Below are 23589 nucleotides of genomic sequence, written 5' to 3'. Positions count from 1 at the left end.
GATATGGAGGGTTCCCCATGACCGAGGCCACCGTCGCCGGTGTCGCCGTCGACACCCGGCACTGGATCGGGGGCGAGCGCGTCGGCTCCGCGGAGACCTTCGCGGACGTCTCGCCGATCGACGGCAGCGTCGTGGCGCACATCGCCCGGGGCGGCGCCGCGGAAGCCCGCGCCGCCGTCGCCGCCGCCCGCGCCGCCTTCCCCGCCTGGGCCGCCACGCCCCCCGCCGAGCGCGCCCGGCTGCTGCACGCGGTCGCCGACGGCGTCGAGAAGCGGCTCGCCGAACTCGCCATCGTCGAGACCACCGACAACGGCGCCCTGCTGCGCTCGCACCTGCGCGGCGTCATGCCCCGCGTCGCCCACAACCTGCGCTTCTTCGCCGACTGGCTGACCGACCGCCTCGGCCACGGCGACTTCGACACCCGCGGCCACAACAACCACGTCAGCTGGGACCCGGCCGGGCCCTGCGTGCTCATCACGCCGTGGAACGCCCCGCTCATGCTGGCCACCTGGAAGATCGCCCCGGCACTCGCGGCCGGCAACACCGTGGTGCTCAAGCCCGCCGAGTGGACCCCGCTGACCGCCTCGCTCTTCGCCGACATCACCGCCGAAGCCGGCCTGCCCGCAGGCGTGTTCAACGTCGTGCAGGGCTACGGCGAAGAAGTCGGCGCCGCCCTCGTCGAGGACCCCGACGTACGCCGCATCAGCTTCACCGGCTCGGTCCCCACCGCGAAGGCCATCGGCGCCGCGGCCGGCGCCAACCTCACCCCGACCAGCCTCGAACTCGGCGGCAAGTCCCCGCTGCTGGTCTTCGCGGACGCCGACCTCGACCTCGCCGCCGACCTCGCCGTCGAGCAGTACGACAACGCCGGGCAGGTCTGCCTCGCCGCCACCCGCATCCTCGTCGAGGACTCCGTGGCCGAGGAGTTCACCGCGAAGTTCACCGAGCGCGCGGCCAAGCTCGTGCAGGGCGACCCGCGCGACGAGGCCACCGGCATCGGCCCCAACATCCACGCCGAACACCTGGCCCGCGTCGACGGGTTCGTGCAGCGCGCGGTCGCGGCCGGGGCGAGCGTCGTGGCCGGCGGCGGGCCCAACGAGGAACTGGGCGGGCTCTTCTACCGCCCCACGCTTCTCACCGGCGTCGCCCAGGACTCCGAGATCGTGCAGGAAGAGGTCTTCGGCCCGGTCCTGACTCTGCAGACCTTCGCCGACGAGGACGAAGCCGTCACGCTCGCCAACGACACCCGCTTCGGACTGGCTGCCACCGTCGCCACCGGCGACCGCGACCGCGCCGCCCGGGTCACCGAGCGCCTGGTGGCCGGCACCGTCTGGGTCAACTGCTTCTTCGTCCGCGACCTGCAGGCCCCGTTCGGCGGCTCGCGGCACTCCGGCGTCGGCCGCGAAGGCGGCACCTGGAGCTTCGACTTCTACTGCGACGTCAAGAACACCGTCACGGCCCCGAACGGATGGCGCTGACATGGGCGAGATCGTCGGCGCGGGCCTGCTCGCCCACGCGCCCACCATCATGCTGCCGCAGGACGTGCGGTACGAGCTGAACGAAGGCGACGAGATCAGCCTCGTCACCGGCCTGCGCGCACTGCGCGAAGAGGTCTTCGAGACGCTCGACTACGACACCGTCGTGGTCTTCGACTCGCACTGGGCCACGACCGTGGAGTACGTGGTCGCCGCACACCACCACCGCGCCGGCCTCTACACCTCCGAGGAACTCCCGCGCGGGATGTGCCGCATCCGGTACGACTTCCCCGGCGACCCCGAACTCGCCCACGCCACGGCATCGTTCGCGGGCAAGCAGAAGACCTGGATCACCGCGATCGACGACCCCTACCTGCCCATCCACTACGCCACCGTCAACCTGTGGCACTACCTCGGCGTGCCGGGAAAGCGGTGGATGTCGATCGGCTGCTGCCAGACCGCCGACGTCGAGGACAACCTGCGCCTCGGCCGGGCCCTCGCCGACGCGATCGCGGCCACCGACCGCAAAGTCCTGCTCGTCGCCTCCGGCGCGCTCTCGCACACCTTCTGGAACCTGCGCGAACTCCGCGACCACGAGGCGTCCGACCCCTCGCACGTCCGCACCCCGGCGGCCCGCGCCGCGGACGAGGACCGGCTGGCCTGGATGGAGCAGGGCGACCACGCGCAAATCCTGCGCACCATGCCGGAGTTCATGCCGCACAAGCCCGAGGCCCGGTTCGGCCACTACCTGATGATGCTGGGCGCGCTGGGCGAGGAGTCCTGCACCGCGCCGGGCCGGATGTACGGCACGTACGAGAACGCCACCGGAACCGGCCAGGCGCACATGTGGTTCGACCGGCCCGCGGACGGCTGGACCGCAGCCTGAGCCCTGCGGCCCGACCCCCTGTCCGCCCCGCCCCTGTACGCACCACCCGGAAGGACCCCATGACCACCACCGAGTACCGGCGGATCCTGCTCGACGGCGCAGTCGTCGAGGTCGTCCGCGACGGCGACGAACTGATCGCCGCCGACGGGCGCCGCGTCAAGACGTCCGACGCCCACCACCTGCCGCCCGTCGTGCCCAGCAAGGTCATCGCGGTGCACCTCAACCACCGCAGCCGGGTCGAGGAGTTCCAGACGTCGCTGCCGTCCGCGCCCACGTACTTCCACAAGCCGACCTCGGCGCTCAACGCGCACGGCGGCGCCATCGTGCGCCCGGACGGCTGCAATTACCTCAACTACGAGGGCGAGATCGCCATCGTCATCGGCCGCACCTGCCGCAACATCGCGCCCGCGGACGCCGGCGCGTACATCCGCGGCTACACGCTCGCCAACGACTACGGCCTGCACGACTTCCGCGACACCGACGCCGGTTCGATGCTCCGCGTCAAGGGCTCCGACACGCTGTGCCCGCTCGGCCCCGGCCTGGTCGAGGGCTGGGACTTCCGCGGCAAGACGCTGCGCACGTACGTCAACGGAGAGGTGGTGCAGGACGGTTCCACCGACGAGATGGAGTGGGACATGCACTACCTCGTCGCCGACATCGCCCGCACCATCACGCTCTACCCGGGCGACGTGCTGCTCTCCGGCACCCCGGCCGGCTCGCGCCCCGTGCAGCCCGGCGACGTCGTCGAGGTCGAGGCCGAAGGTCTCGGACGCCTCACCAACCGCATCGTGACCGGCCCGGTCCCGGTACGCGACGACTGCGGCGCGCAGCCCACCGAGTCCGAGGAGGTCCTCTCCACGGCCCTCGGCGGCGACTGGGAGTTCCGCGGCATCCGCGCGCCCCGGCGCGACTGATCCGGACGACCCCCGAGCGCCCGTCAAAACCCTTACGAAAACGCTGACTTGCCCTGCCTCAGATCCGCCGAAAGGAGCCGTACGGTGAAGGTCGTCGTCGACATGGAGCGCTGCCAGGACCACGGGCAATGCGTCTTCTCCGCCCCCGAGGTCTTCCAGATCAACGCGGCCGGCCGGCTCGAGTACGTCGCCGACCCCGACGACGCCCTGCGCGAGGCGGTCGAAGACGCCGCGGACGTCTGCCCGTTGCAGGCCATCACGATCGAGGACTGAGACCGTGCCGACCAGTTCGCAGACCGCGCCCGGCGTGGTCGTCGTCGGCGCCTCGATGGGCGGGCTGCGCGCGGCCGAGCAACTGCGCGCAGCCGGCTGGTCGGGCCCGGTCACGGTGGTGGGCGACGAGCCGCACATGCCGTACAACCGGCCCCCGCTGTCGAAGGAGGTCCTGGCCTCCGACGTGACGCACCCCGCGGTCGCGTTCCGGGCCCGGGCCTCGACCGCCGACGTCGCCTGGCGGCTCGGCACGCCGGTCGCTTCCGCCGACCTGGCGGCGCGTACCGTCACGCTCGCCGACGACACGCAACTCCCGTACACAGGGCTGGTCGTGGCCACCGGCATCCGGCCGCGGCGGCTGCCCTGCCCGGGCCCGGTCGCGGGCCGCCACGTCGTCCGCACGCTCGACGACGCGCAGAACCTGCGCGCGGCCCTGCGGCCCGGCAGCCGAGTGGTCGTGGTCGGCGCGGGCTTCATCGGCTGTGAAGTCGCCGCCACCGCACGCGGCCTCGGCGCCGAAGTGGCGGTCGTGGCGCCGGAGGCCGAACCGATGACGCGCCCGTTGGGCGCCGAACTCGGCGCGGCCCTGCGGCGCCGTCACGAAGCCCGCGGCGTGGTGTTCCATCTCGGGCGCACCGTCGGGCACTTCAGCGGGATCGACGCCGTCACCGGCCTTGTCCTGGACGACGGGACGGCCCTCCCCGCCGACCTCGTCGTCGAGGCGGTCGGCTCGACCCCGAACACGGCATGGCTGGACGGCAACGGCCTCGACCTGTCCGACGGCGTGCTGTGCGACGCCCTGCTGCGCGTCGAAGGGCGGCCGGACGTCGTCGCGGTCGGCGACGTCGCCCGCTTCCCGAACGCCCGCTACGACGACGTACCGCGGCGCGTCGAGCACTGGAGCATCCCCACCGACACGGCGAAGCGCGCGGCCCGCACCCTCGCCGCCCACCTGGCCGGCGAGGCCGTGGACGGCGAACCGTTCGCCCCGCTGCCGGCCTTCTGGTCCGACCAGTACGCCGAACGCCTCCAGTCGTTCGGCGCACCCGGCCTGGGCGTGGACGATATCCGTTTGCTGGAAGGGGACTTCGACGCCGACTGCGTGGTCGGCTACCACGCGGAAGGACGTCTCGTAGGCGTCGTGGCGCTCGGAGGAGGCGCCGCGGCCACCGCGGCCCGGTACCGGGGAGCCCTGGTGTAGCCCCGTCCCGGATCCGCCCGGACCCGGACCGCCGCCCTGTTCGCAGAGGGCGGCGGCCCGGGTCTTCGGCATGCCCCGATAGCGCACCGCAGCGGCCCGTGCACGGCCCTTCAAGGCTCCGTGCGCGGAACCGCAAGCCGTGTGCGCAGAAGGTCAAGACGTGGCCCGGCCGCGGCCCGATGCTGGCATCCGCTCCCGTTGCACCGGCTGCTCCGCATACCCGCCACTGCCCTGGTGGCCCCGGTGCCCGGGCGAGCGAGCCCCAGAGGCCCCCCGGCTGTCTGCCCCGTCACTTCCCTCATCCCTTGGACGGCAACGATGAGTACGACCCTGCCCGAACACGAACGCCCGGGTGCCGGCGGCAACCCACGCGCGCAGCAGGCCGGCGGCCCGGGGGCGGGCGGCAGCGGAGCGGGACCCGGCGGCACCGCGTCCGGGCCCGGCGACACGGCGGGCTACCGCCTCGGCCCGCTGTACCTGACGCTTCCGCTGGCCAACATCGCGCTCTACATGATCTGGATCGGCGTCGGCAGCTTCCTCATCCCGCTGCAGGTCGCCCAGATCACCGGCGAGAACGACACCGACGCGCTGACCACCGCCAGCACCACCGGCGCGATCCTCGCCACCATCGGCAACCCGCTCTTCGGCCTGCTGTCCGACCGCACCCGCTCCCGCTGGGGCCGGCGCGCGCCGTGGGTGCTGCTGTGCGCGGGCGTCGGCTGCCTCGCGCTGGTCGGCCAGGCCAAGGCGTCCTCGATCGCGATGCTCGGGTTCACCTGGGGCATGGTGCAGCTCTTCATGAACGGGTACATGGCCGCGTCCACCGCCGCCATGCCGGACCGCGTCCCGGTCCGCAAGTACGGCACGTTCTCCGCGCTGATCGGCCTCGGCATCCCGCTCGCCACCATCATCGCGTCGCTCATCATCGGCGGCGTGCCGGGCGAGAAGTTCGGCCTGTCGGGCACCATCGGCGGCTTCGACGGCAAGTTCATGGGCGAGAAGGGCTACTACCTGATCGCCGTGATCGTCTTCGCATCCGCGGTGATCTTCGTGCTGGTCTCGCCGGACAAGCCGAACAAGGACGTCCCGCGGGAGAAGTTCGAGCTCAAGGAGTTCCTGTCCGGGTTCTGGGTCAGCCCCAAGGAACACCCGGACTTCTTCTGGGCATTCGCATCGCGCTTCGGCGTCATGGTGGGCTACTGGATCGTCAGCGTGTACACGATGTTCATCCTCATCGAGTACATCGAGATCCCGGGCGAGGAGATCGGCCCGGCGATGGGCTACCAGCTCATCATCAACGCCCTCGCCACGGTTGCCGCGTCGATGGTCATCGGACCGCTGGTGGACCGCATCGGCCGCATCAAGCCGTTCGTGCTGATCTGCGGCGTCGGCTCGGCGGCGTCGCTGGCCATCCCGATGCTGTCGCCGACCGAGGGCGGCATGGAGGTCTTCCAGATCGTCAACGGCATCTTCTTCGGCACGTACATGGCCGTCGACCTGGCGCTGATGACCAAGGTGCTGCCGAGCAGCGGCGAACCGGGCAAGGACCTCGGCATCGTCAACATCGCCGCAGCCGGCCCGCAGATCGCCGCCCCGACCATCGCCGGCTGGATCGTCGACGCGGGCGGTTACGAGGCGATCTTCCCGATTGCCGCGGTGGTGTCGCTTGGCGGGGCGTTCCTGGTCCTGAAGGTGCGCGCGGTGCGCTGACCCTTGCGGGGAGCGGCCGTCTTCGATGAGAGCGTCGGCTTGGTACGAGAGCGGTCGCCTCGTACGAGAGCACTGCTCCCCGTTCTGGAGCACCGCTCCCTTCGAGAGCACTGCTCCGGAACGCGAGTGCCGGCAACAGATGAGAGCGCGTGGTGTGTGAGTGGGTGGGGGGGGGGGGCGGGGGGTGATGGGGGGTCGCGGCGCCCCCCCCCCGTGCGGGGGGGGGGCGCGGCCCCCCCGCCCCCCCCCCCCCCCCGCGCTCTCATCTGTTGCCGGGTCAGTTCTCGGGGAGCTGCGGGCTCGCGGCGGTTGTGACCTGGGCGGCTCGGTGTCCGGTGCGGGCGGACCTTCCCTCGGTTCTTCGCGCGTGGTTGTTCAGTGGGTGGCGTGGGCGGCTGTGCGGTATGCGCTTGGCGAGACTCCGTAGCGGTCTCGGAACAGCCTGCTGAACTGCGCTGCGTCGCCGATGGCCCAGCGGGCGGCCACCGCGCTGACCGGGGTGCCGAGATATGCCGGGTCGGCGAGGTCGCGGCGGATGCGGTCGAGGCGGCGTTCCCTGACATGCCTGGCCACCGAGACGGGCTGGTCCTTGAAGAGCAGGTGCAGGTACCGGGTCGAGATGTAGTGCGCGGCGGCGATCGCGGCCGGGTCCAGGGTCGGGTCGTCGAGGTGGTCGTCGATCCAGGCCAGTACGCGTGTGCGCAGGGCATGGCGTTGCGCCTCGGTGCCGGACGCCGGGCCGCTGGTCACGCCCGGGGGCACAAGGGCAGGAGCAGAAGCGGGCGTGGGGGAGTCCGGGAGGGTATGGCGCGCAGGCGTCCCGGTGACGGGCTTGGCCGCGGCCAGGAGCTCCGCCGCCACCGCGCGGCACAGCGCAGCGACTGCGTCGGCGACGTGCGGCTCGATGCCGGGCGCCGAGGCGGAGCGGGAGTCGGAGCCGGCGGGAGACCCTGGTCCGACGGGAGCCGCAAGGCCGGCGGGCTCGGTGACCTGGGTGAGCAGCGCGGCAAGGAGCGCTGCCGTACCGCGGTCCGTCTCCACCGGCACGCCGGTCACCGCGGCGAGCTCTTCCGGCTCGGTGCCGAGCAGCGCGTGCGGCAGGACCAGCTGCGCCAGGCGGAACGGGCTCTCGAAGTCGATCCGGTACGGCCGCGTCGTGTCCGCGATCACCAGATGCCCGCGGTCCAGCTCGCCGCCCAGGCCACCTTGTGCTGCGCTGCCGCGGCCATCGAGGACCAGGACCACGTCGTACGCGTCCGCCCGCTGCCGGGCCACGTCGGCGGCCGTGCGCCGGAAGTTGTGCGGAGTCGCCTCGATGCGGGCCAGGCCCATCGGCCCGAGGGTCCCGTGCCGGAGGCGCGCCGCGAAGGAGTGTCCGGCGGGGCGCTCCAGCTCGGCCGGGAAGAAGGTGTCGCGCACCACGGAGCGCCACGTGTCGAAGTCGCTCACGGACACGTCCCGCGCCGCCCGCCCCGGTCTCGACGGTCTCGACGGTGCTGCGCCCGGCTGCGGCCAGGCAGATGTCCGGTCCACGTCCCACTCCCGAGTCTCTGGCCGGATCCCCGACGCGCAGCCCGTTGCTTGCACGATTCACCCCAGCGTACGCCCCGGCCCCTGGCCGATCCCGGCACCCCGTGCCACCATCGTCCGATGACGGGGACAAGCAACGAGGACGTGACCGCGGACAGCAAGGTCGCCACTCCGCTCGGCGACCTCCTGATCCGAGCGGACGCCGGGGGGCGGCTCAGCGCCGACCTGTCCGACCACCACTGCATCAACGGCCGCGGCTTCGGCGGCTGGACGGCAGCCCTGGCCGCCCTTGCCGCGGCCCGGTCCGCCGGCGGCAAGCAGCTCAGCTCGTGCCACGTCGTGTTCTCCGGCGCAGCGGTCCCGGGCGAGCTGGAATTCTCGGTACTGCCGCTGGTCGAGGGGCGTACCGCGGCCGCGTACCAGGTGACGATGCACCAGAGCGGCAAACCGGTGCTGGGCGCGCAGTGCTGGTTCGCCGACCCGTCGATGCTCGCCCCGGCCGGGCCGGCGAGCGACCGCCTGGCCGGCGTACCGCCGGTCGCGGAGTGCCCGCGCCTCGGCTGGATCGACGCGTCCTTCCCGTTCCTCGGGGGTTTCGCCGAGTGGGCCATCGAATACCCGCTCAGCGCCGACGAGTTCGACGGCAGCTTCCGGGGAGGCGGCGACACCATGTCGGTGTGGATCGCGCCGGCCCAGGACCAGTGGACCGCGCCCGGCGGTTCCGGCCCCGCCGACGGCCCCACCGACGGCCTCGCGGAGCGCCTCACCGACCTCATGATCCTCGACACGCACCTGATGGACGCCGCCCTGCGTGGCACCCCGGGTGCCTCGATGCTCAGCCTGGACCTGGCCGCGACCTGGTACGCCGCGCCCCGGCGCCCGGGCCTCACCTACTTCGCCGCCGAAGGCCGCGCCCACGGCCTGCTGGCCGCGACGTCCGCCACCTTGATCGAGCCCGACGGAACTCTGCGCGCCTCGGGCACCAGCAATTGCCGCGTCTACCCGCGGCCGGATCCGGCATCGGACAGGCCCCACGGTCCGGCATGACCGGCGGACGTCGCGGCGGTCGCGGCGGCGAGCGCCGTGTCGCCGAAGGCTGGAGCGGCGAACCTCGGGACGACGAACCGGGGCCGTGGGTCGACGAACCTCGGGACGACGAACCGGGGGACGAGGAACCGGGGCACGAGGAACCGGGGCACGAGGAAAGCCTGGACGGCGGCCGCACCGGCGGCGCCGTCCGCGTGGGCGACACCGTCCGCCGCACCGCGGGCCCCTGGACGTCGTCCGTGCACGCCCTCCTCGCGCACCTTGCCGCCGCGGGTTTCGCAGCCGCCCCGCGTCCCCTCGGGTTCGACGCCCTGGGCAGGGAGGTCCTCAGCTTCCTCCCCGGTCGGACAGTGGGGATGGAGCGGCCATGGCCGACATGGGTATATGCGGACACCAGCCTCGACCAGGTGGGCCTCTGGATGCGGCGCTTCCACGAGGCCGCCGCCGACTTTGTCCCGCCCGCCGACGCGATCTGGCGGGACGGCGGGCGCTGGACGCCCGGCTTGGTCATCGGCCACAACGACGCCGCCCCCTACAACGCCGCCTGGCAGGACGGGCGCCTGACCGGATTTTTCGACTGGGACTTCGCTGGGCCGGTCACCCGCGAGTGGGACCTGGCTTTCACCGCGTTCGCCTGGGTGCCGCTTTCCGCTCGGCACCGCGCCGCGGCCGACGGATTCACCCGCATTGCCGCCCGCCCGCGCCGCCTGCGCCGGCTGTTGGAGGCGTACGGCTTGGACCGTACCGAGGCGGAGTTCCTCGACGTGGTGCGGGCGCGTCTCGATGCGCACGTCGAAGGGCTCACCGCCCGTGCGAGCGCGGGGGAGGCGGCCTTTGCGGACCTGGTCGGCGAGGGAGTGGCCGACGATCTACGCCGAGCTCGAAGGGAACTCGACGACTTCGCCGGCTACGGTCCCCCGGACTGACGACCGGCAGCTCGGCGCGATGGAACTCGTACCGTCCTCGGGTAGCTCCGGATCGACCCCGGGAACCCGAGATCGGGTTCTCCCGGCCGTCCGCCGGGGCCTGTCAGCAGGACCGAGCGGAGCCGGGGCCGGGGCGGGACGGCGGCGGACCCGGCAAGCCGGGTCGGGCCGAGCCTCCCCGCTGGAACCCGTCCCGCCTGTACGCGTCCCCTCGCGTCCCACCCCCGCCCCGGCCCCGCCCCGACCTGTCTCGTCCCGGGCCCGGGATCAGACCCCCGGGGCCAGGGCGAAACCCGGCGCGGCCGGCACCGCGCCGAGGACTCGTGGCGGATTCACGCCGCCTACACCCGCGCGTGCGTCGTGATGTCGACCTGGAAGTCCGCGACCATGCCCGGCGTCACCGTCGGGCGGCACTGTGCGACGGCCTCCAAGTAGTCCTGCGTACCCGCGCCGGCGACACCGGTGCTCACCGCGGCAGCCGGTCCGCGCTCGAGGTCGCGTTCGAAGGACGCCTGCGCCGCGATCCGGGCCGCGTGGTCGATGTCCGCCGGGGTGAACAGCTCGCTCGCCCGCACCAGCGCCTCCAGGTCCACGTCCGGACGCCGCCCGTGCGCCTTGCGCGCCCACATGGCCCGCCGCGCCGCGTTGTCCGGCGTGCCGATCGGGATCACGTAGTCGAAGCGCCCCGGGCGCAGGAACGCCGGGTCCAGCGAGCGCACCGAGTTCGTCGCGCACACCAGCAGCCGCTCGTTGCGCTCCCGGAACGCCGGGATCAGCTTGAGCAGTTCGTTGGTCACCGAGTGCGTGCCGCCGGGCGGCGCCGACGACTCGAACTGCCGTACGGGGGCGATCTCCTCGACCTCGTCGATGAACACCACCACCCGGTCCAACTCGGCGATACGGGCGAACGCCTCGCGCAGTGCCGCCGCCAGATTGCCGCTGTCCGCCAGCCGGGACGGCAGCAGTTCGACGAACGGCCAGCCCAGGCGCGACGCGATGCCCCGCGCGAACGTCGTCTTGCCGGTCCCGGGCGGCCCGAACAGCGCGATCGCCCGCGGCGGTTCGACCCCGTGCCGCTCGGCCCGCTCCGGGTCCGCGAGCGGCAGCACCACGCGCCGCTCGATCAGCGTCTTCTCCTCCTCCATGCCGGCCAGCCGCGACCACAGGTCGCCGGGCAGCACGCGGCCGCCCAGCCGCTCCAGCACGTCCGCGGCCCGGTCGTCGACCGGCTCCACCTTCTCGAAGTACGCCACCGCCGGACGCCGGTCGTACCCGGCGTTGACCAGGCCCTCCTGCAGCAGGTCCTCCTCGGGCAGCACGTACGCGATCCGCCGCACCCGCATCTCGACCAGCCGCCGCTCCAGCGCCAGCAGCAGCGAGCTGGCCAGCCCCAGGCCGCGCAGCGACGGCGCGATCGCGATCCGCATCACCCACGCGCGGCCCTCCGCCACGGTCGCCAGCGCCGCCCCGATCACCTCGCCGTCGCGCCGGGCCACCACGGCAGGCTGGCGCGCGGTCAGCGCGGTGATGCACTCCGACACCGTGAACACCGAGTCGGGTCCGAGCCCCGACGTCGTGTCGATCAGATGCACGACGGACGCGAGGTCGTCCTCGCGGTACTCCTGAACGATCCAGCCCATCGGCGCAACCTCCAGCTGATCGGCCGCGGGACCCCGGGCAGGGGGACGGCACGCGGCACGGTCGTCGAGCCCCGAACGCTAGGCCCGCGCCCGCCTCCGGCGACTCCGCCGGATTGGACAACTCGGGGCCCGGCAGTACGCCGATGCGCGGGTTGACGATGTGCGGCGCCCGCGCGGCGTACGGCTCGATGTCGGCGCGGTCCCGTACCGTTCGCGTCGGGCACCGGCCCGGTCGGCGGGCCGATCGAACCGGCACGAGGAGGACTCCCGTGGGCGAGATTGCGGAGCGTTACCAGAGGCGCGCGGACGCGTTCGAGGCCAAGGCCGCAGCGGTACGCCCCGAACAGTGGGCCGCGCAATCGCCGTGCGCGGAGTGGGACGCGCGCGGGGTGGTCGCGCACATCGTCGAGATGCACGCCGTGATGCTCCGCGCGTTCGACCGCAGCCTGCCCGCGGAACCGTCGATGGCCGACGATCCGCTGGGCGCGTTCCGGGCGGCCCGCGCCGCCGTCGAGGCGATCCTGCACGACCCGGCCGAGGCCGAGCGCGAGGTCGAGACGCCGACCGGCAAGATGACCGCCGAGCAGCACATCGACGGCGTCGCGAGCGCCGACATGGTGCTGCACGGCTGGGACCTGGCCAAGGCGACCGGGCAGGACGCCACGATCGACCCGGCCGAGGTCGCCGCGACCTGGGCCGAGTTCCAGAAGATGCCGGCCGAGACGCTGGACATGCTGCGTACGCCGGAAGCGTTCGGCCCGGGCGTCGAGGTCTTCGGCCGGGAAGTGAAGGTCCCTGACGACGCGCCCCTGCAAGACCGCCTCCTCGGCACCGTCGGCCGCGACCCGAACTGGACCGCGCCCGCCTGACCCGGCCGCCTCGCCGGTGCCCGGCCGACCAAACGGATATCCGGTGGACCGGCCCGACGGGGGCGGGCACGATGCCGCGTATGACGACCCGGGAGCAGGCTCTGGCCGCGGTGGACGCCCTGACCGCGCGCGACTCGCGGCGCTGGAGCCGGCCGGGTGCCCCGATTTCCGTCGAGCGGCACGAGGTCGAACAGCACCGGTTCGGATGGCTGGTGTCGTACGGCTCGCACGTGCCGACGGACGACCGGAGTCCGGTCGCGGGCGGTTTCGGCAAGTACTTGGTGGAGTACGGAAGCGGCAGGATCTTCCACGTCGGGGGAGTGCCCTCGATGGCGGACGACTGGGAGGACGACTACGTCGTACGCCTCCAAGGCCGCCACGTCCCCGACGAGTTCGAGACGGCCGCCCGCGCGGCACTGGCGGTCGGCGGCCGCATGGCGGCATTGCGCGAACTGCGGCGGATGGCCCCGCGATTGACGATCACCGAGGCGAAGTCGTACGTGGACGTTCTGGAGGCCGGGGGTGAACCGCCGCGCCTGGCACCGCTCCCGGAGCGGCGGCTGCTCCTTGTCGAGCCGCTGAACAGCGATGTCGATGTCAGCGGGCACGAGGAGATGTGGACGACCGAGCGCGACGACTGGTACCTCGCGGCCACGTACGCAGGCGGCGTCCTGCTGCCGGTCAACCGGGTCGACGGCATGGCCTGCCTGATCTGCGACGAGGAGGTGGCCGACCGCGTGATCGCCCACATGCTCCGCGCCGGAGTCGAAGTGGTGTACGACGCGCGCCCTCACACGGCAGACGGCTAGTTGCGGCAAGGTGGGGGCGTGTCCTTAGTACCCGATCAGTCCGGGCCCGCGGCCCCGGAAGCGGCAGGCCCGGCAGCTTCGGCAGGTCCGGCAGGCCCGGCAGGTTCGGCCGGCTCCGCCGGTGACGCGGCAGCGCGGGCTGCCGCGCGCATGGTGGTCTGCGGCGACGACGGTCTCGCCTACCGGCTGACCGCCGAGCTTGCCCGCCTCTACGAGCAGCCGGTGACCGCTGTCGTACCGGCTGCGCATGCGGGGAGCGGGCTGCGGATCGCCGAACTCGTCCGCGAGGAAGGCCTGTCGGTCACCATAAAGGAGGCCGCCGAGCCGAGTGAGCCGGTGCTCGCCGAGGCCGGGGTGCGCGAGGCGGTCGCCGTCGCGTTCACCTACATGGACGACCAGACCAACATCCACGCGGCCCTGCGCGCGCGGCGGATCAATCCGTCCGTACGCCTGGTCATCCGCCTCTTCAACCGCAACCTCGGCCGCTACGTCGAGGACCTCCTCGCCCGCGCCGCGCAGACCGCGGGGGCGCCCGCCGCGGAGAGCACCACGACGGTCCTCTCGGACGCCGACACCGCCGCCCCCGCCCTGGTCGCCGCAGCCCTCGCCGGGCAGCGGAGCCGCATCGTCGAGGCCGACGGCCTGCTGCTCCGGGCCGCGGACCGGGCTGCCGGGGAGCCCGTCGCGCCGCTCGGGGAAGGGGAGTTGTGCACGCTGGCCGTCCTCTCCGGCAGCGGCATGTCGGTGTACACGGCGCCGGGTGTCGGAGCGACCTCGGGGACGGTCCTGCCCGGCCCCTCCTTGCTTCCGGACGACGACGAGATCGAGCAGGCCGCCCCCACCCGCAACCGCGTGGTCCTGGAGGCGGTGACGCGCCGATCCGCGGCCGTGGAGAACCGTCCTGGAGGTCAATTACCCGCCCAGTTCCGGCGGTTGCCGCGCGTGCCGTTCCGCGAGCTCTTCTCGCGGAGGCTCATGCTCGCGGTCGCCGTACTGGTCGCGCTGGAAGCCGTGTTCGCCATCCTCACGTGGCGCGTGACGCGCGAACCACCCCTGCGAGCCGCGTACTTGTCCCTGCTGGACCTGCTCAGCATGGGCGACCCGGCGATCGGGGAGCGCAAGGGGCGGCAGATCCTGCAACTCTTGTCCGGCCTGACCGGACTCGCCCTGCTGCCGGTGCTGTTCGCGGTCGTCCTGCAGGCGCTGGGGTCGTTCCGGACGGCCACCGCACTGCGCCCGCCGCCGCGCGGGATCTCGGGCCACGTGGTCCTCATGGGCCTCGGCAAGGTCGGCAGCCGCGTCCTGGACCGCCTGCACCAGCTGGGCGTCGAGGTGGTGTGCGTCGAGCAGGACCCGAAGGCGCGCGGCGTCGCCCTCGCACGGTCGCTGCATGTGCCCGTCATCATCGGCGACGCCACCCAGGAAGGCGTGCTGGAGGCGGCCCGGATCGACCGCGCCCAGGCCGTCCTCGCGCTGACCAGCAGCGACAGCTCCAACCTGGAGACGGCCCTGTACGCCCGCGAGTGCAAGCCCGATCTCCGAGTGGTCATGCGGCTGTTCGACGACGACTTCGCGGCCGTGGTCAGCCAGGCGATGCGGGCCTCGCACCCGCAGGCGACCACCCGCAGCCGCAGCGTGTCGCGGCTTGCCGCGCCCTCCTTCGCGGCCGCGATGATGGGACGTCAGATCCTGGGCGCGCTGCCCATCGAGCGCAACGTCCTGGTGTTCGTGGCCCTTGAGGTCGGCAGCCACCCGGAGTTCCTCGGCCGGACCCTGGACGAGGCGTTCCGGCCGGGCGCCTGGCGGGTCCTCGCGCTGGACGTCACCGAACCGCACGAACGCCGCACCGACCTCGCCACCGCCATGGCCGACGGGCGCGGACGCGACCACGAGCCGGTGCTGGCCTGGGGCTTGCACCCGGGCTATGTGCTGCAGGCGCGCGACCGCGTCGTCCTCGCGACCACGCGGCAGGGCCTGGGCGAACTGCTGCAGCGCGACCGGGCGGCGGTCCAACTGCCGGCGCAGGACGCGGGCCCGGGGAGAGCTCCGGATCCCGCTCCGGCCCGTGATCCTGCTCCGGCCCGTGATCCTGCTCCAGGCCGGGACGCTGCTCCGGGCCTGGATCCCGCTTCGGGCCCGGATCCCGCTCCGGCGCCCCTGCCCGCTGCCGACTGATCGGGCCGCAGACCGCGCCCGGAGCCACACCGCGGCCCGCACCCCGCACCCCGCGTCACATCGGGACGGTCACCAGCACCCGTCCGTCCGACGTGTCGACCTCGAACCGGTCGATCCGCTCCCGCGGTATCGACGTGCCGCCGTGGAAGACGAGCGGAGCGGGGTTGGCCGGCACGCCGTAGCCCTTTTCGGGGACCGTCCAGTTCCCGACCACCTCGCGCCTGCCGTCCTTGCCGACCACGACCAGGTTGCAGGTCAACGGGCCGTAGACGCCGCGGAGTTCGATGCCCACATGGCTGCCCCAGCCGCGCGTCTCCAGGGCCACCGCCGCGGTGACCTCGCCGACGCCGCGTACGGTGCCGGTCGCCGGGTGGCGTTCGCCGGTCAGCATGAGATCCGCGGACGGGCCATGGCCCTGCGAGCCTTCGAAGCCGCCGCCGATCGCCACCCCCGCCACGATCAGCACCGCCGACGCGGCCACCGCCGCAAGCGCCCGCGACGCGCGGCGGACGCCCCGGCGCTCGCGCGCGTCCCGGGCCCGGCGGGCCGCGCCGAGGTCATGGACCGCGGCGCCACCCGGCAACGGGCGCGGCTCGGCGACCGGAGCATTCGGCACCGCGAACGGCGGCTCCGGCCTCCGGTCCCACCCGAGCACCGGCGCGGGCGACCGCGGGACGGGCAGGAAGGCGTCCGGATGCACGTCCGCCAGCAGGCGCCGCAGTGGCCCCATCTCGCCGAACTCGCGCAGGTCGCGGCGGCACCGCTCACAGCCGGCCAGATGGGCCTCGAACACCACCTTGTCCCCGCCCTCCAGGAGGCCGAGGGCGTACGCGCCGACATCGGTGTGCTCGACCGGTCGGCTCATGGATCGACTCCCCTCTGCCGGAGCGCGGACGCGGACGCGCGCAGGACGACGCACACCCAGGCCTTGGCTGCGCGACCAGATAGCCCGGGGTCATCGGCGGCTGTTCTGCCTGGTCATCAGCTGGTACGTACCGAAGGCGCGCCAGGTTCACCACCGCGGACGCGGACCTGCTCCGCGGGTGGTCATCTGCCGGCCAGGCGGCTCAGGGCGACGCGGACGGCGGCCTCGGCGCGGCCGCGGGTTCCCCGGTGTCCTGGGCGGCGGCCCAGGACGCCAGGAGCCGCAAGGCCTCGTCGTCGGGTGAACCGGGGGCGGCGGCGTAGATGCTGAGCGCGTGCCCGGGGTCGGCGGTCATCTCCAGGCTCTGGTAGGCGAGGGTGACCTCGCCGACGAGCAGGTGGTGGAAGCGCTTGGCGCCGGTGCCGTGGCGGCGGACGTCGTGGGCGCCCCAGCGGGTGCGGAAGTCGTCGCTGCGCGTGGACAGTTCGCCGACCAGGTCGTGGAGGTCCTTGTCGTGCGGGTCGCGGCCGGCCTCGGTGCGCAGGATGGCCACGGTGACGTCGGCGACGGTGTCCCAGTCCGGGTAGAAGCGGCGGGCGGCGGGGGCGAGGAACGTGAAGCGGGCGAGGTTGGGCGGCTGCCCGCCGGAGGCGTACACGTCGGTGTAGAAGGCGCGGCCGAGCGGGTTGGCGGCGAGCAGGTCCATGCGGCCGTTGCGGACGAACGCCGGTCCGGCGGTGATCGCGTCCAGGATCCACTGCAGGCTGGGGTCCGGCGTCCAGGTGCGCGTGGTCCGCTTCCGCGGTCGGCTCAGCGTGTCGGCGCCGGTGGCGGTGTGGGCGAGGTCGAGCAGGTGGGCGCGTTCGGCGTCGTCGAGCTGCAGCGCCCGCGCGACGGCTTCGAGGACCGCGGGCGACACGCCGGCGAGGTGCCCGCGTTCGAGTTTGGCGTAGTACTCGACGCTGACGTCCGCCAGTGCGGCGACCTCGCTGCGGCGCAGCCCGGGGACGCGGCGCCGGTCCCCGGCGGGCAGCCCGGCCTGCGCGGGGGTGATCTTGGCTCGCCGCGAGGTCAGGTACTCGCGGACTTCGTCCCGGTTGTCCACCCCTCGACCGTACGTCCCCGGACGGCCCGCTGGGATGTACCGCCAGTACACCCCTCGCCGGTGACTCCCTCCGGGCGAACGCATCGGGTTGTCTGGAGGACGCGCCGCTCTGGGCGCCGTCGACGCCGCGTCGACGGCGTCCCGGCGTGAACCGGCACCACACGAAGGGAGCGGACCCGTGAGCCCGATGGACCAGCGCACGCTCGGCACCGCGGACGGCGGCCTGGCGGTCTCCGCGATCGGCCTGGGCTGCATGACCATGACCGGCGGCTACGGCGGCACCCCCGACCGGCGCGAGATGGCCGCGCTGCTGCACGCCGCCGTCGAGGAAGGCGTCACGTTCTTCGACACGGCCGAGATCTACGGCCCCCATGCCAACGAGGAACTGGTCGGCGAGGCCTTGGCCCCGTTCCGCGACCGGGCCGTGGTCGCGACGAAGTTCGCGTTCGCCGTCGATCCGGGCACTCGGACCGACACCGGCCGGATGCTGCGCCCCGACGAGGTCCCGGCCGCGGTCGAGGGATCGCTGCGCAGGCTCGGTGTCGAGGCGATCGACCTGTACTACCAGCACCGGATCAACCCGGACCATCCTGTCGAAGACTTCGCCGGAGAGGTGCGGGAACTGATCCAGGCGGGCAAGGTCCGGCACTACGGCATGTCCGAAGCGGCCGCGGGCACTATCCGCCGTGCCCATGCCGTCCAGCCGGTAACCGCGGTGCAGAGCGAGTACTCGCTGTGGTGGCGCCGCCCCGAGGAGGACGTCCTGGACACGTGCGCGGAACTCGGCATCGGGTTCGTCCCGTACAGCCCGCTCGGCAAGGGCTTCCTGACCGGTGCCGTGGCCGCCTCGACGACGTTCGATCAGGCCACCGACCTGCGTGCCCGGATCCCCCGCTTCAGCCCCGACGCGCTGTCGCACAACCTCGCGATGGTCGACCTGGTCAAGTCCGTCGCGAAGGACAGGCACGCCACCCCCGGGCAGGTCGCCCTCGCCTGGCTGCTGGCCCGGGCGCCGTGGATCGTCCCCATTCCCGGCACCACCAAGCACCAGCGCCTGCGTGAGAACACCGCCGCGGCCGCCGTCACGCTCACCGACGACGAGCTTGCCCTGCTCACCGAGGCTTCCCGGGCGTTCGAGATCCACGGCGCCCGCTACCCCGACGACCTCGAAGCCCGCACCAACCTGTGAAGGACACCGCGATGCAGTACGTCACGCTGAACACCGGAACCCGCATGCCGATCCTCGGATTCGGCGTCTACCAGATCCCGCCCGAGCAGACCGAGCAGGCCGTCGGCGAGGCCCTTGCCGCCGGCTATCGGCTCCTGGACACCGCCGCCGCGTACGGCAACGAGGAGGCCGTCGGCCGGGCGATCAAGAACAGCGGCATCGCGCGCGAGGACCTGTTCGTCACCACGAAGCTGTGGGTCCAGGACGCCCCCGCGCAGGCGAACACCATCGGCACTTTCGAGACCTCGCTGGCCAGGCTGGGCCTGGAGTACGTGGACCTGTACCTGATGCACCAGCCCTACGGCGACGTGTACGGGCAGTGGCGCGCCATGGAGGCCGTGCACCGCGACGGGCGCGCGAAGGCGATCGGCGTCGCCAACTTCGCCCCGGACCGGCTGCTCGACCTGCTCCTCAACAACGAGGTCACCCCCGCGGTCGACCAGATCGAGACCCACCCGTTCTTCCAACGCGGCGCCGACCACGCGCTGATGCGCGAGCACGGCGTCCAGCACCAGTCCTGGGGCGGGTTCGCCGAGGGCAAGAACCACCTGTTCACCCACCCGGTCCTGGCCGCGATCGGCGACCAGCACGGCAAGTCCGTCGCCCAGGTCGTGCTGCGCTGGCTCGTCCAGCGCGACATCGTCACCATCCCCAAGTCGGTCCGCGCCGAGCGCATGGCCGAGAACATCGACGTCTTCGACTTCGTGCTCACCGGGGACGAGATGGCCGAGATCGCCGCCCTCGACACCGGCACCACGCTGTTCTTCGACCACCGCGACCCCGAGATGGTCGCCTGGCTCGCCGCCCGGCGGCTGGAGAGCTGACCCGCGGAGCAGCCCGCCAGGCCGACCGGTCCCGGACTGCTCGCCGGACCGGCCCGGCCCGGTGGGGAGTTAGAGTCGGGGCATGCCAGCAGCAGAACCGACCGCCCCGGGCGGCGTGCGGGTCGATGCGTGGATCTGGTCGGTGCGCCTGACCAAGACCCGCTCGATCGCCGCCACCGCCTGCAAGGCCGGGCACGTGCGCGTGAACGGCGAGCGCGTGAAGCCCGCGCACAGCCTCAAGGTGGGCGACGAGGTACGCCTGCGCATCGACGGCCGCGAGCGGATCGTGACGGTCGCCAAGCTGATCCTCAAGCGCGTCGGCGCCGCGGTGGCCGCCGAGTGCCTGATCGACAAGAGCCCGCCGCCCCCGCCGCGTGAGGTCGCCGCCGCGGTCGGCATCCGCGACCGCGGCACGGGACGCCCGACCAAGCGCGACCGGCGCCTCATCGACCAGTGGCGCGGCGGCAGCGCGGGGCCGGCCGGGGAGGACTGACCGGCGCCCTGACCGTCGGTACCGTCCGGCGCGCCGTCGCGCGCGTTCGAGCGGGGGCGTCGTCGAGGGACGAACTCGACGGTCAACCGTCCGTGTGCGGGCAGAAGGCCTCCGAGGCCTCGCGCGCGAGTTCGTCCTCGTAGTCGGCTGCGTCGCCGCTCACGCCGATGCCGCCGACCGGGTGCCCGGCGCGCAGCAAGGGGTGGCCGCCGCGGCCGAGGTACCAGCCGCCGTGGTTCGTGAAACTCTGTGCGAAGGCCAGCCGTTCGTCCATGAGGCCCTCCATGAACGCGGTGGTCCGGCCGAACTGCGCCGAGGTCCGGGCCTTGGCCACCGCCAGGTCGGCGCTGAACCGCAGGGCGCCGTCCATGCGTTCGAAGGCGACGAGGGTGCCCGCGCTGTCCACGACGGCCACGCTCACCGCGCACCCCGAGGCGACCGCCTTCGCGACGATGCCGGCCACGATGGCCCGGGCCGCGGACGAGCCGACCTCGTGGCGTACGACGACGTCCGGTCCGGGTTCCGTCCGGTCCCCGACGGGTGCCGCGCCCGCTCCGCTATCCGTCATGCCGCCGCCCTCTCGGTTCGTGCGTGCGGACCCGCACGGGTCGTGCGTCCGCGTCGTGCTGCGCGGACGCTAACCGGGGCGGGTGACGGCTTCAAGAGCGCTGCCGGGATGTCGGACAGGGCGTCAGGCCTCTTCGGTCGGCGTGCCGATCCGCAGGCGGTTGCCGTCCGGGTCGGCGAGGTGCAGCTCGCGGGCCCAGGGCATTTCCTCGATCGCGGGCGGCTCTTCCCCGGTGCTCCCGGTGCTCCCGGAGGCCGCGAAGCGGGCGGCCACCGCATCGACGTCGCGGACCCGCAGATAGACGAGCGTGTCGGGGCGCGCGTCGCCTTCGTGCTCGGACAGGAAGAGGCGTACCGACCCCCGGGCCACCTCCACGAAGGCCGGGAAGTGCGGCTCGAAGCGGTGCTCCCACTGCTTGGCGAAGCCGAGCCGGGCGTACCAGTCCACCGCGGCCGCGGCGTCGGACACGCGCAGGACGGGGATGGCCTCTTCGGTGAAACCGGGTGCGCTCATGCGGACATGATGGCCAACCGCACCGACGTGTCCGCAGAAGGGCACGTGTCGGCATCATCTCGGCCGGACTCCCGGCATGTCTTCCCTGTCGGGGCGGGTGCGGCTAGCCTGCTCTAAATTAGCAGCGCTAACCACCGGTCGGCCGTCCCGCATCCGGGACCCCGACGACCGGCCGGCGGAGGGCAATCCGAGGATCGCGTATGGCACCTGTGTCTGTGATCGGGAGCGCGGCCACGCGCTCGGACGAACTGGTAGGCGTGCTGCTCGACGGCCCGCCGCCGCTGACCGGACCGGCGGGATCCGCCGGGCCGATCGGCTCGATGGGCCCGATGGGCCCGGTGAGTGCCCTCGGCACCGCGAGACCGTCGGGACCGGTGACCGCCGCGACCCTGCTCGGCCTGCCCGAGGACGGCACGTACGCGGTCCTCGCGCTCACCAGCGTGTTCGAAGGCCGGACCGATCCGACCTCGGGCCGCGGCTACGCGGGGCTCGCGGTTCCCGAGCCCATGCGTGCGCTGTGGCGGACGACCGGGGGCTCCTCGGTACCGGGCGCGGGCATGCCGGGGGCCTCGGGGGCTCCCGGACCGCACGGGGCCGGCGGCGCGAACGTCATCCGCGCGCACGCCATCGTCCTGCTCGGCGACGGCACCCCCGCCGACCTGGCCCAGGCGCTCGACCCGCCGTCCGGCATGCGCGTCGGCGTCAGCACCCCGGTGGCCGGGCCTGCCGCGCTGGCCCGGGCGCGCGTCCTGGCCGAACGCGCGCTGCGCATCGACCCGGACGTCCCCGTCGCGGTGCTCGCCGAGCACCTGCCCGGCGCGCTGATCGCGGACTGCCCCGACCTGGCCGCGCTGCTGCTCGACCGCGCTCTCGGCCCGGTCCTCGAACTCCCGCCCGCCGATCGGGACTCGCTCATCACCACGCTGCGCGCGTGGCTCGAATCGGGCGGCTCGACGCGCCGCGCGGGGGACCGGCTCTTCTACCACCCCAACACCGTCCTGAACCGGCTCCGCCGCTACGAGCAGCTCACCGGGCGCCTCCTGAGCGAACCGGTGACGGTGGTGGAACTTACGCTGGCTCTCGAAGCCCACCGCATCGCGGCGGCACGCTGAGTACGTGACGGGTATCCCGGATCCGGTCCCGGACCGGGCCGGACCGGGACGCACGGCCGCCGCGGGCACCGAGCCACTGGAGCCGCCGATGAGCCCCGCGACGCCCGACACGCCCCTGGCCCCCGCGGCCGACCCGCACCTCGCCACCCCCGCCGGGCGGCCCCGGGCCCGGGCGCTCGGGATCCCCTTCGACGGGACGCCGGGCCCGTGGAACGCGATCACCGACGTCCCCGGCGTCGAGGTCGGGTACACCACGCTCGTGCACGGCGACGGGCCGCTCCGCCGCGGCGCCGGCCCGGTGCGCACCGGGGTCACCGCGATCCACCCGCGCGGGCGCCGCGACCCGGGCGTTCCGGTCGCGGCCGGCTCATACGCGCTCAACGGCAACGGCGAGATGACCGGGCTGTCCTGGGTCGCCGAGACCGGCGCGCTCGACGGGCCCGTGGCGATCACCAACACCCATGCGGTCGGCGCCGTGCACCGCGGCACCATCGACTGGACGCTGGACCACCCGGCCGGCCGCGGCGTGCAATGGCTGCTCCCGGTGGTCTCCGAGACCTGGGACGGCTACCTCAACGACATCAACGGCGACCACGTCCGCCCCGAACACGCTGTCGCCGCCCTCGAGTCCGCCGCGTCGGGGCCGGTCGAGGAAGGCAGCGTGGGCGGCGGCACCGGCATGAACTGCTACGCCTTCAAGGGCGGATCGGGCACCGCGTCGCGCGTGGTCGGCTACGGTCCGACCGATTTCACCGTGGGCGCCTTCGTGCAGGCGAACTTCGGATCGCGCAAGGAACTGGTCATCGCCGGCGTGCCGGTAGGCCGCGAACTGGGCGACGACAACCCGTTCGAGACCACGGACTGGTTCGCCCCCGCGGGTTCGGGATCGGTGATCGTGGTGATCGCGACCGACGCCCCGCTGCTGCCGGGGCAATGCCAGGCGCTGGCCCGCCGCGTCCCCCTCGGCCTGGCCCGCACCGGGACCACCGGATCGCACTTCAGCGGCGACATCTTCCTGGCCTTCTCGACCGCGAACGCCGGTGCGCTGGGCAGTACCTTCCCCGAAGGGGAGCCGGGCGCCGACGAGTTCGAGACCCTGCGCTTCATCCCGTGGGGCCGGATGGACCCCTTCTACGATGCAGTCGTCGAGTCCGTCGAGGAAGCCGTCCTCAACGCCCTCACCGCCGCCGAGACCATGGTGGGCCGCGACGGCCACCGCAGTCCCGCCCTCCCGCACGACCGGGTCCGCGAGCTGTTGAAGGCCCGGGGCGTGGGGAAGGCCGCCGGGACGTAGCGCGGGCGGGACGCAGGTGCCGGCAACAGCCGTGCGGCCGAGGACCGTTCGGGGGGCGAACGGTCCTCGGCCCGAGGGGGGTTGGGGGGGGGGTGAACCCGGCGTGCCCCGGCCCCCGCCGCCCGGGGAAAC

Annotated in this window: 22 protein-coding genes; 16 read left to right on the top strand and 6 right to left on the bottom strand. The window is 73.3% G+C overall.

Annotated features, from left to right (window positions below):
• The first annotated feature begins 17 nt into the window (after window positions 1–17).
• The 6 genes from LZ495_RS01015 (at window position 18) to LZ495_RS00990 (ending at window position 6459) form a co-directional block, all read left to right on the top strand.
• On the top strand, window positions 18–1478 hold the full coding sequence (locus tag LZ495_RS01015) for an aldehyde dehydrogenase family protein (RefSeq protein ID WP_235049832.1): 1461 nt from the start codon (window positions 18–20) through the stop codon (window positions 1476–1478).
• Between the two features lies 1 nt (window position 1479).
• The gene (locus tag LZ495_RS01010) at window positions 1480–2361 is read left to right on the top strand and encodes a DODA-type extradiol aromatic ring-opening family dioxygenase (RefSeq protein WP_235049831.1); all 882 of its coding nucleotides are present in this window, start codon (window positions 1480–1482) and stop codon (window positions 2359–2361) included.
• Window positions 2362–2420: 59 nt separating this feature from the next.
• Window positions 2421–3275, top strand: a complete 855-nt coding sequence (locus LZ495_RS01005; RefSeq protein WP_235049830.1) for a fumarylacetoacetate hydrolase family protein — start codon at window positions 2421–2423, stop codon at window positions 3273–3275.
• Window positions 3276–3359: 84 nt separating this feature from the next.
• On the top strand, window positions 3360–3548 hold the full coding sequence (locus LZ495_RS01000) for a ferredoxin (protein WP_235049829.1): 189 nt from the start codon (window positions 3360–3362) through the stop codon (window positions 3546–3548).
• Window positions 3549–3582: 34 nt separating this feature from the next.
• Window positions 3583–4749, top strand: a complete 1167-nt coding sequence (locus tag LZ495_RS00995; protein ID WP_308267584.1) for an NAD(P)/FAD-dependent oxidoreductase — start codon at window positions 3583–3585, stop codon at window positions 4747–4749.
• Between the two features lie 318 nt (window positions 4750–5067).
• Window positions 5068–6459 carry an MFS transporter gene (locus LZ495_RS00990; protein WP_235049828.1) on the top strand — a complete coding sequence of 464 codons (1392 nt, stop codon included), beginning with the start codon at window positions 5068–5070 and terminating at the stop codon, window positions 6457–6459.
• Between the two features lie 375 nt (window positions 6460–6834).
• Here the strand turns inward: LZ495_RS00990 and LZ495_RS44610 are convergent, their stop codons facing one another.
• Window positions 6835–7908: an AraC-like ligand-binding domain-containing protein gene (locus LZ495_RS44610; RefSeq protein ID WP_235049827.1), complete on the bottom strand. Its 1074-nt coding sequence runs from the start codon at window positions 7906–7908 to the stop codon at window positions 6835–6837.
• 201 nt (window positions 7909–8109) lie between these two features.
• On the opposite strand from LZ495_RS44610, the gene LZ495_RS00980 reads away from it, so the two are divergent.
• Window positions 8110–9036: an acyl-CoA thioesterase domain-containing protein gene (locus LZ495_RS00980; RefSeq protein WP_235049826.1), complete on the top strand. Its 927-nt coding sequence runs from the start codon at window positions 8110–8112 to the stop codon at window positions 9034–9036.
• Entirely contained in the window at window positions 9033–9962 is a 930-nt protein-coding gene (locus LZ495_RS00975) for a phosphotransferase (protein WP_235049825.1), read from the top strand. The genes LZ495_RS00980 and LZ495_RS00975 overlap by 4 nt, the downstream gene beginning before the upstream one ends.
• A 341-nt stretch (window positions 9963–10303) precedes the next feature.
• Here the strand turns inward: LZ495_RS00975 and LZ495_RS00970 are convergent, their stop codons facing one another.
• Window positions 10304–11602: an ATP-binding protein gene (locus LZ495_RS00970; RefSeq protein ID WP_235049824.1), complete on the bottom strand. Its 1299-nt coding sequence runs from the start codon at window positions 11600–11602 to the stop codon at window positions 10304–10306.
• Between the two features lie 269 nt (window positions 11603–11871).
• Between LZ495_RS00970 and LZ495_RS00965 the strand changes: the two genes are divergently transcribed.
• The 3 genes from LZ495_RS00965 to LZ495_RS00955 all read left to right on the top strand — a co-directional run bounded on the left by LZ495_RS00965 (window position 11872) and on the right by LZ495_RS00955 (window position 15455).
• On the top strand, window positions 11872–12471 hold the full coding sequence (locus tag LZ495_RS00965; RefSeq protein WP_235049823.1) for a TIGR03086 family metal-binding protein: 600 nt from the start codon (window positions 11872–11874) through the stop codon (window positions 12469–12471).
• An 80-nt stretch (window positions 12472–12551) separates the two neighbouring features.
• Window positions 12552–13280, top strand: a complete 729-nt coding sequence (locus tag LZ495_RS00960; protein ID WP_235049822.1) for a hypothetical protein — start codon at window positions 12552–12554, stop codon at window positions 13278–13280.
• Window positions 13281–13430: 150 nt separating this feature from the next.
• Complete coding sequence (locus LZ495_RS00955; RefSeq protein WP_235050448.1) at window positions 13431–15455, top strand: NAD-binding protein; 2025 nt, start codon at window positions 13431–13433, stop codon at window positions 15453–15455.
• Between the two features lie 55 nt (window positions 15456–15510).
• Here LZ495_RS00955 and LZ495_RS00950 read toward each other — a convergent pair whose 3' ends face one another.
• Both LZ495_RS00950 and LZ495_RS00945 read right to left on the bottom strand, forming a co-directional pair.
• A complete protein-coding gene (locus LZ495_RS00950; RefSeq protein ID WP_235049821.1) occupies window positions 15511–16320 on the bottom strand; it encodes a zf-HC2 domain-containing protein in 810 nt (269 codons plus the stop codon).
• Between the two features lie 202 nt (window positions 16321–16522).
• A complete protein-coding gene (locus LZ495_RS00945) occupies window positions 16523–17425 on the bottom strand; it encodes a helix-turn-helix domain-containing protein (RefSeq protein ID WP_235049820.1) in 903 nt (300 codons plus the stop codon).
• A gap of 187 nt (window positions 17426–17612) precedes the next feature.
• Between LZ495_RS00945 and LZ495_RS00940 the strand changes: the two genes are divergently transcribed.
• The 3 genes from LZ495_RS00940 to LZ495_RS00930 all read left to right on the top strand — a co-directional run bounded on the left by LZ495_RS00940 (window position 17613) and on the right by LZ495_RS00930 (window position 19970).
• Entirely contained in the window at window positions 17613–18614 is a 1002-nt protein-coding gene (locus tag LZ495_RS00940; protein ID WP_235050447.1) for an aldo/keto reductase, read from the top strand.
• 11 nt (window positions 18615–18625) lie between these two features.
• Window positions 18626–19477: an aldo/keto reductase gene (locus tag LZ495_RS00935; protein WP_235049819.1), complete on the top strand. Its 852-nt coding sequence runs from the start codon at window positions 18626–18628 to the stop codon at window positions 19475–19477.
• 82 nt (window positions 19478–19559) lie between these two features.
• Window positions 19560–19970, top strand: a complete 411-nt coding sequence (locus LZ495_RS00930; protein WP_235049818.1) for an RNA-binding S4 domain-containing protein — start codon at window positions 19560–19562, stop codon at window positions 19968–19970.
• 82 nt (window positions 19971–20052) lie between these two features.
• Here LZ495_RS00930 and LZ495_RS00925 read toward each other — a convergent pair whose 3' ends face one another.
• Window positions 20053–20538 carry a GlcG/HbpS family heme-binding protein gene (locus LZ495_RS00925; protein WP_235049817.1) on the bottom strand — a complete coding sequence of 162 codons (486 nt, stop codon included), beginning with the start codon at window positions 20536–20538 and terminating at the stop codon, window positions 20053–20055.
• A 123-nt stretch (window positions 20539–20661) separates the two neighbouring features.
• Window positions 20662–21051: a bleomycin resistance protein gene (locus tag LZ495_RS00920; protein WP_235049816.1), complete on the bottom strand. Its 390-nt coding sequence runs from the start codon at window positions 21049–21051 to the stop codon at window positions 20662–20664.
• Between the two features lie 200 nt (window positions 21052–21251).
• Here LZ495_RS00920 and LZ495_RS00915 point away from each other — a divergent pair, with 200 nt between their 5' ends.
• A complete protein-coding gene (locus tag LZ495_RS00915) occupies window positions 21252–22163 on the top strand; it encodes a PucR family transcriptional regulator (RefSeq protein ID WP_235049815.1) in 912 nt (303 codons plus the stop codon).
• Window positions 22164–22167: 4 nt separating this feature from the next.
• A complete protein-coding gene (locus LZ495_RS00910; protein ID WP_235049814.1) occupies window positions 22168–23457 on the top strand; it encodes a DmpA family aminopeptidase in 1290 nt (429 codons plus the stop codon).
• The last annotated feature ends 132 nt before the right edge of the window (window positions 23458–23589 follow it).

The organism is Yinghuangia soli, from assembly GCF_021502675.1.
GTDB classification, from domain to species: Bacteria; Actinomycetota; Actinomycetes; order Streptomycetales; family Streptomycetaceae; genus Yinghuangia; species Yinghuangia soli.
The sequence above is the reverse complement of the archived record's forward strand: the minus strand, read 5'-3'. Positions and strand labels throughout refer to the sequence as shown.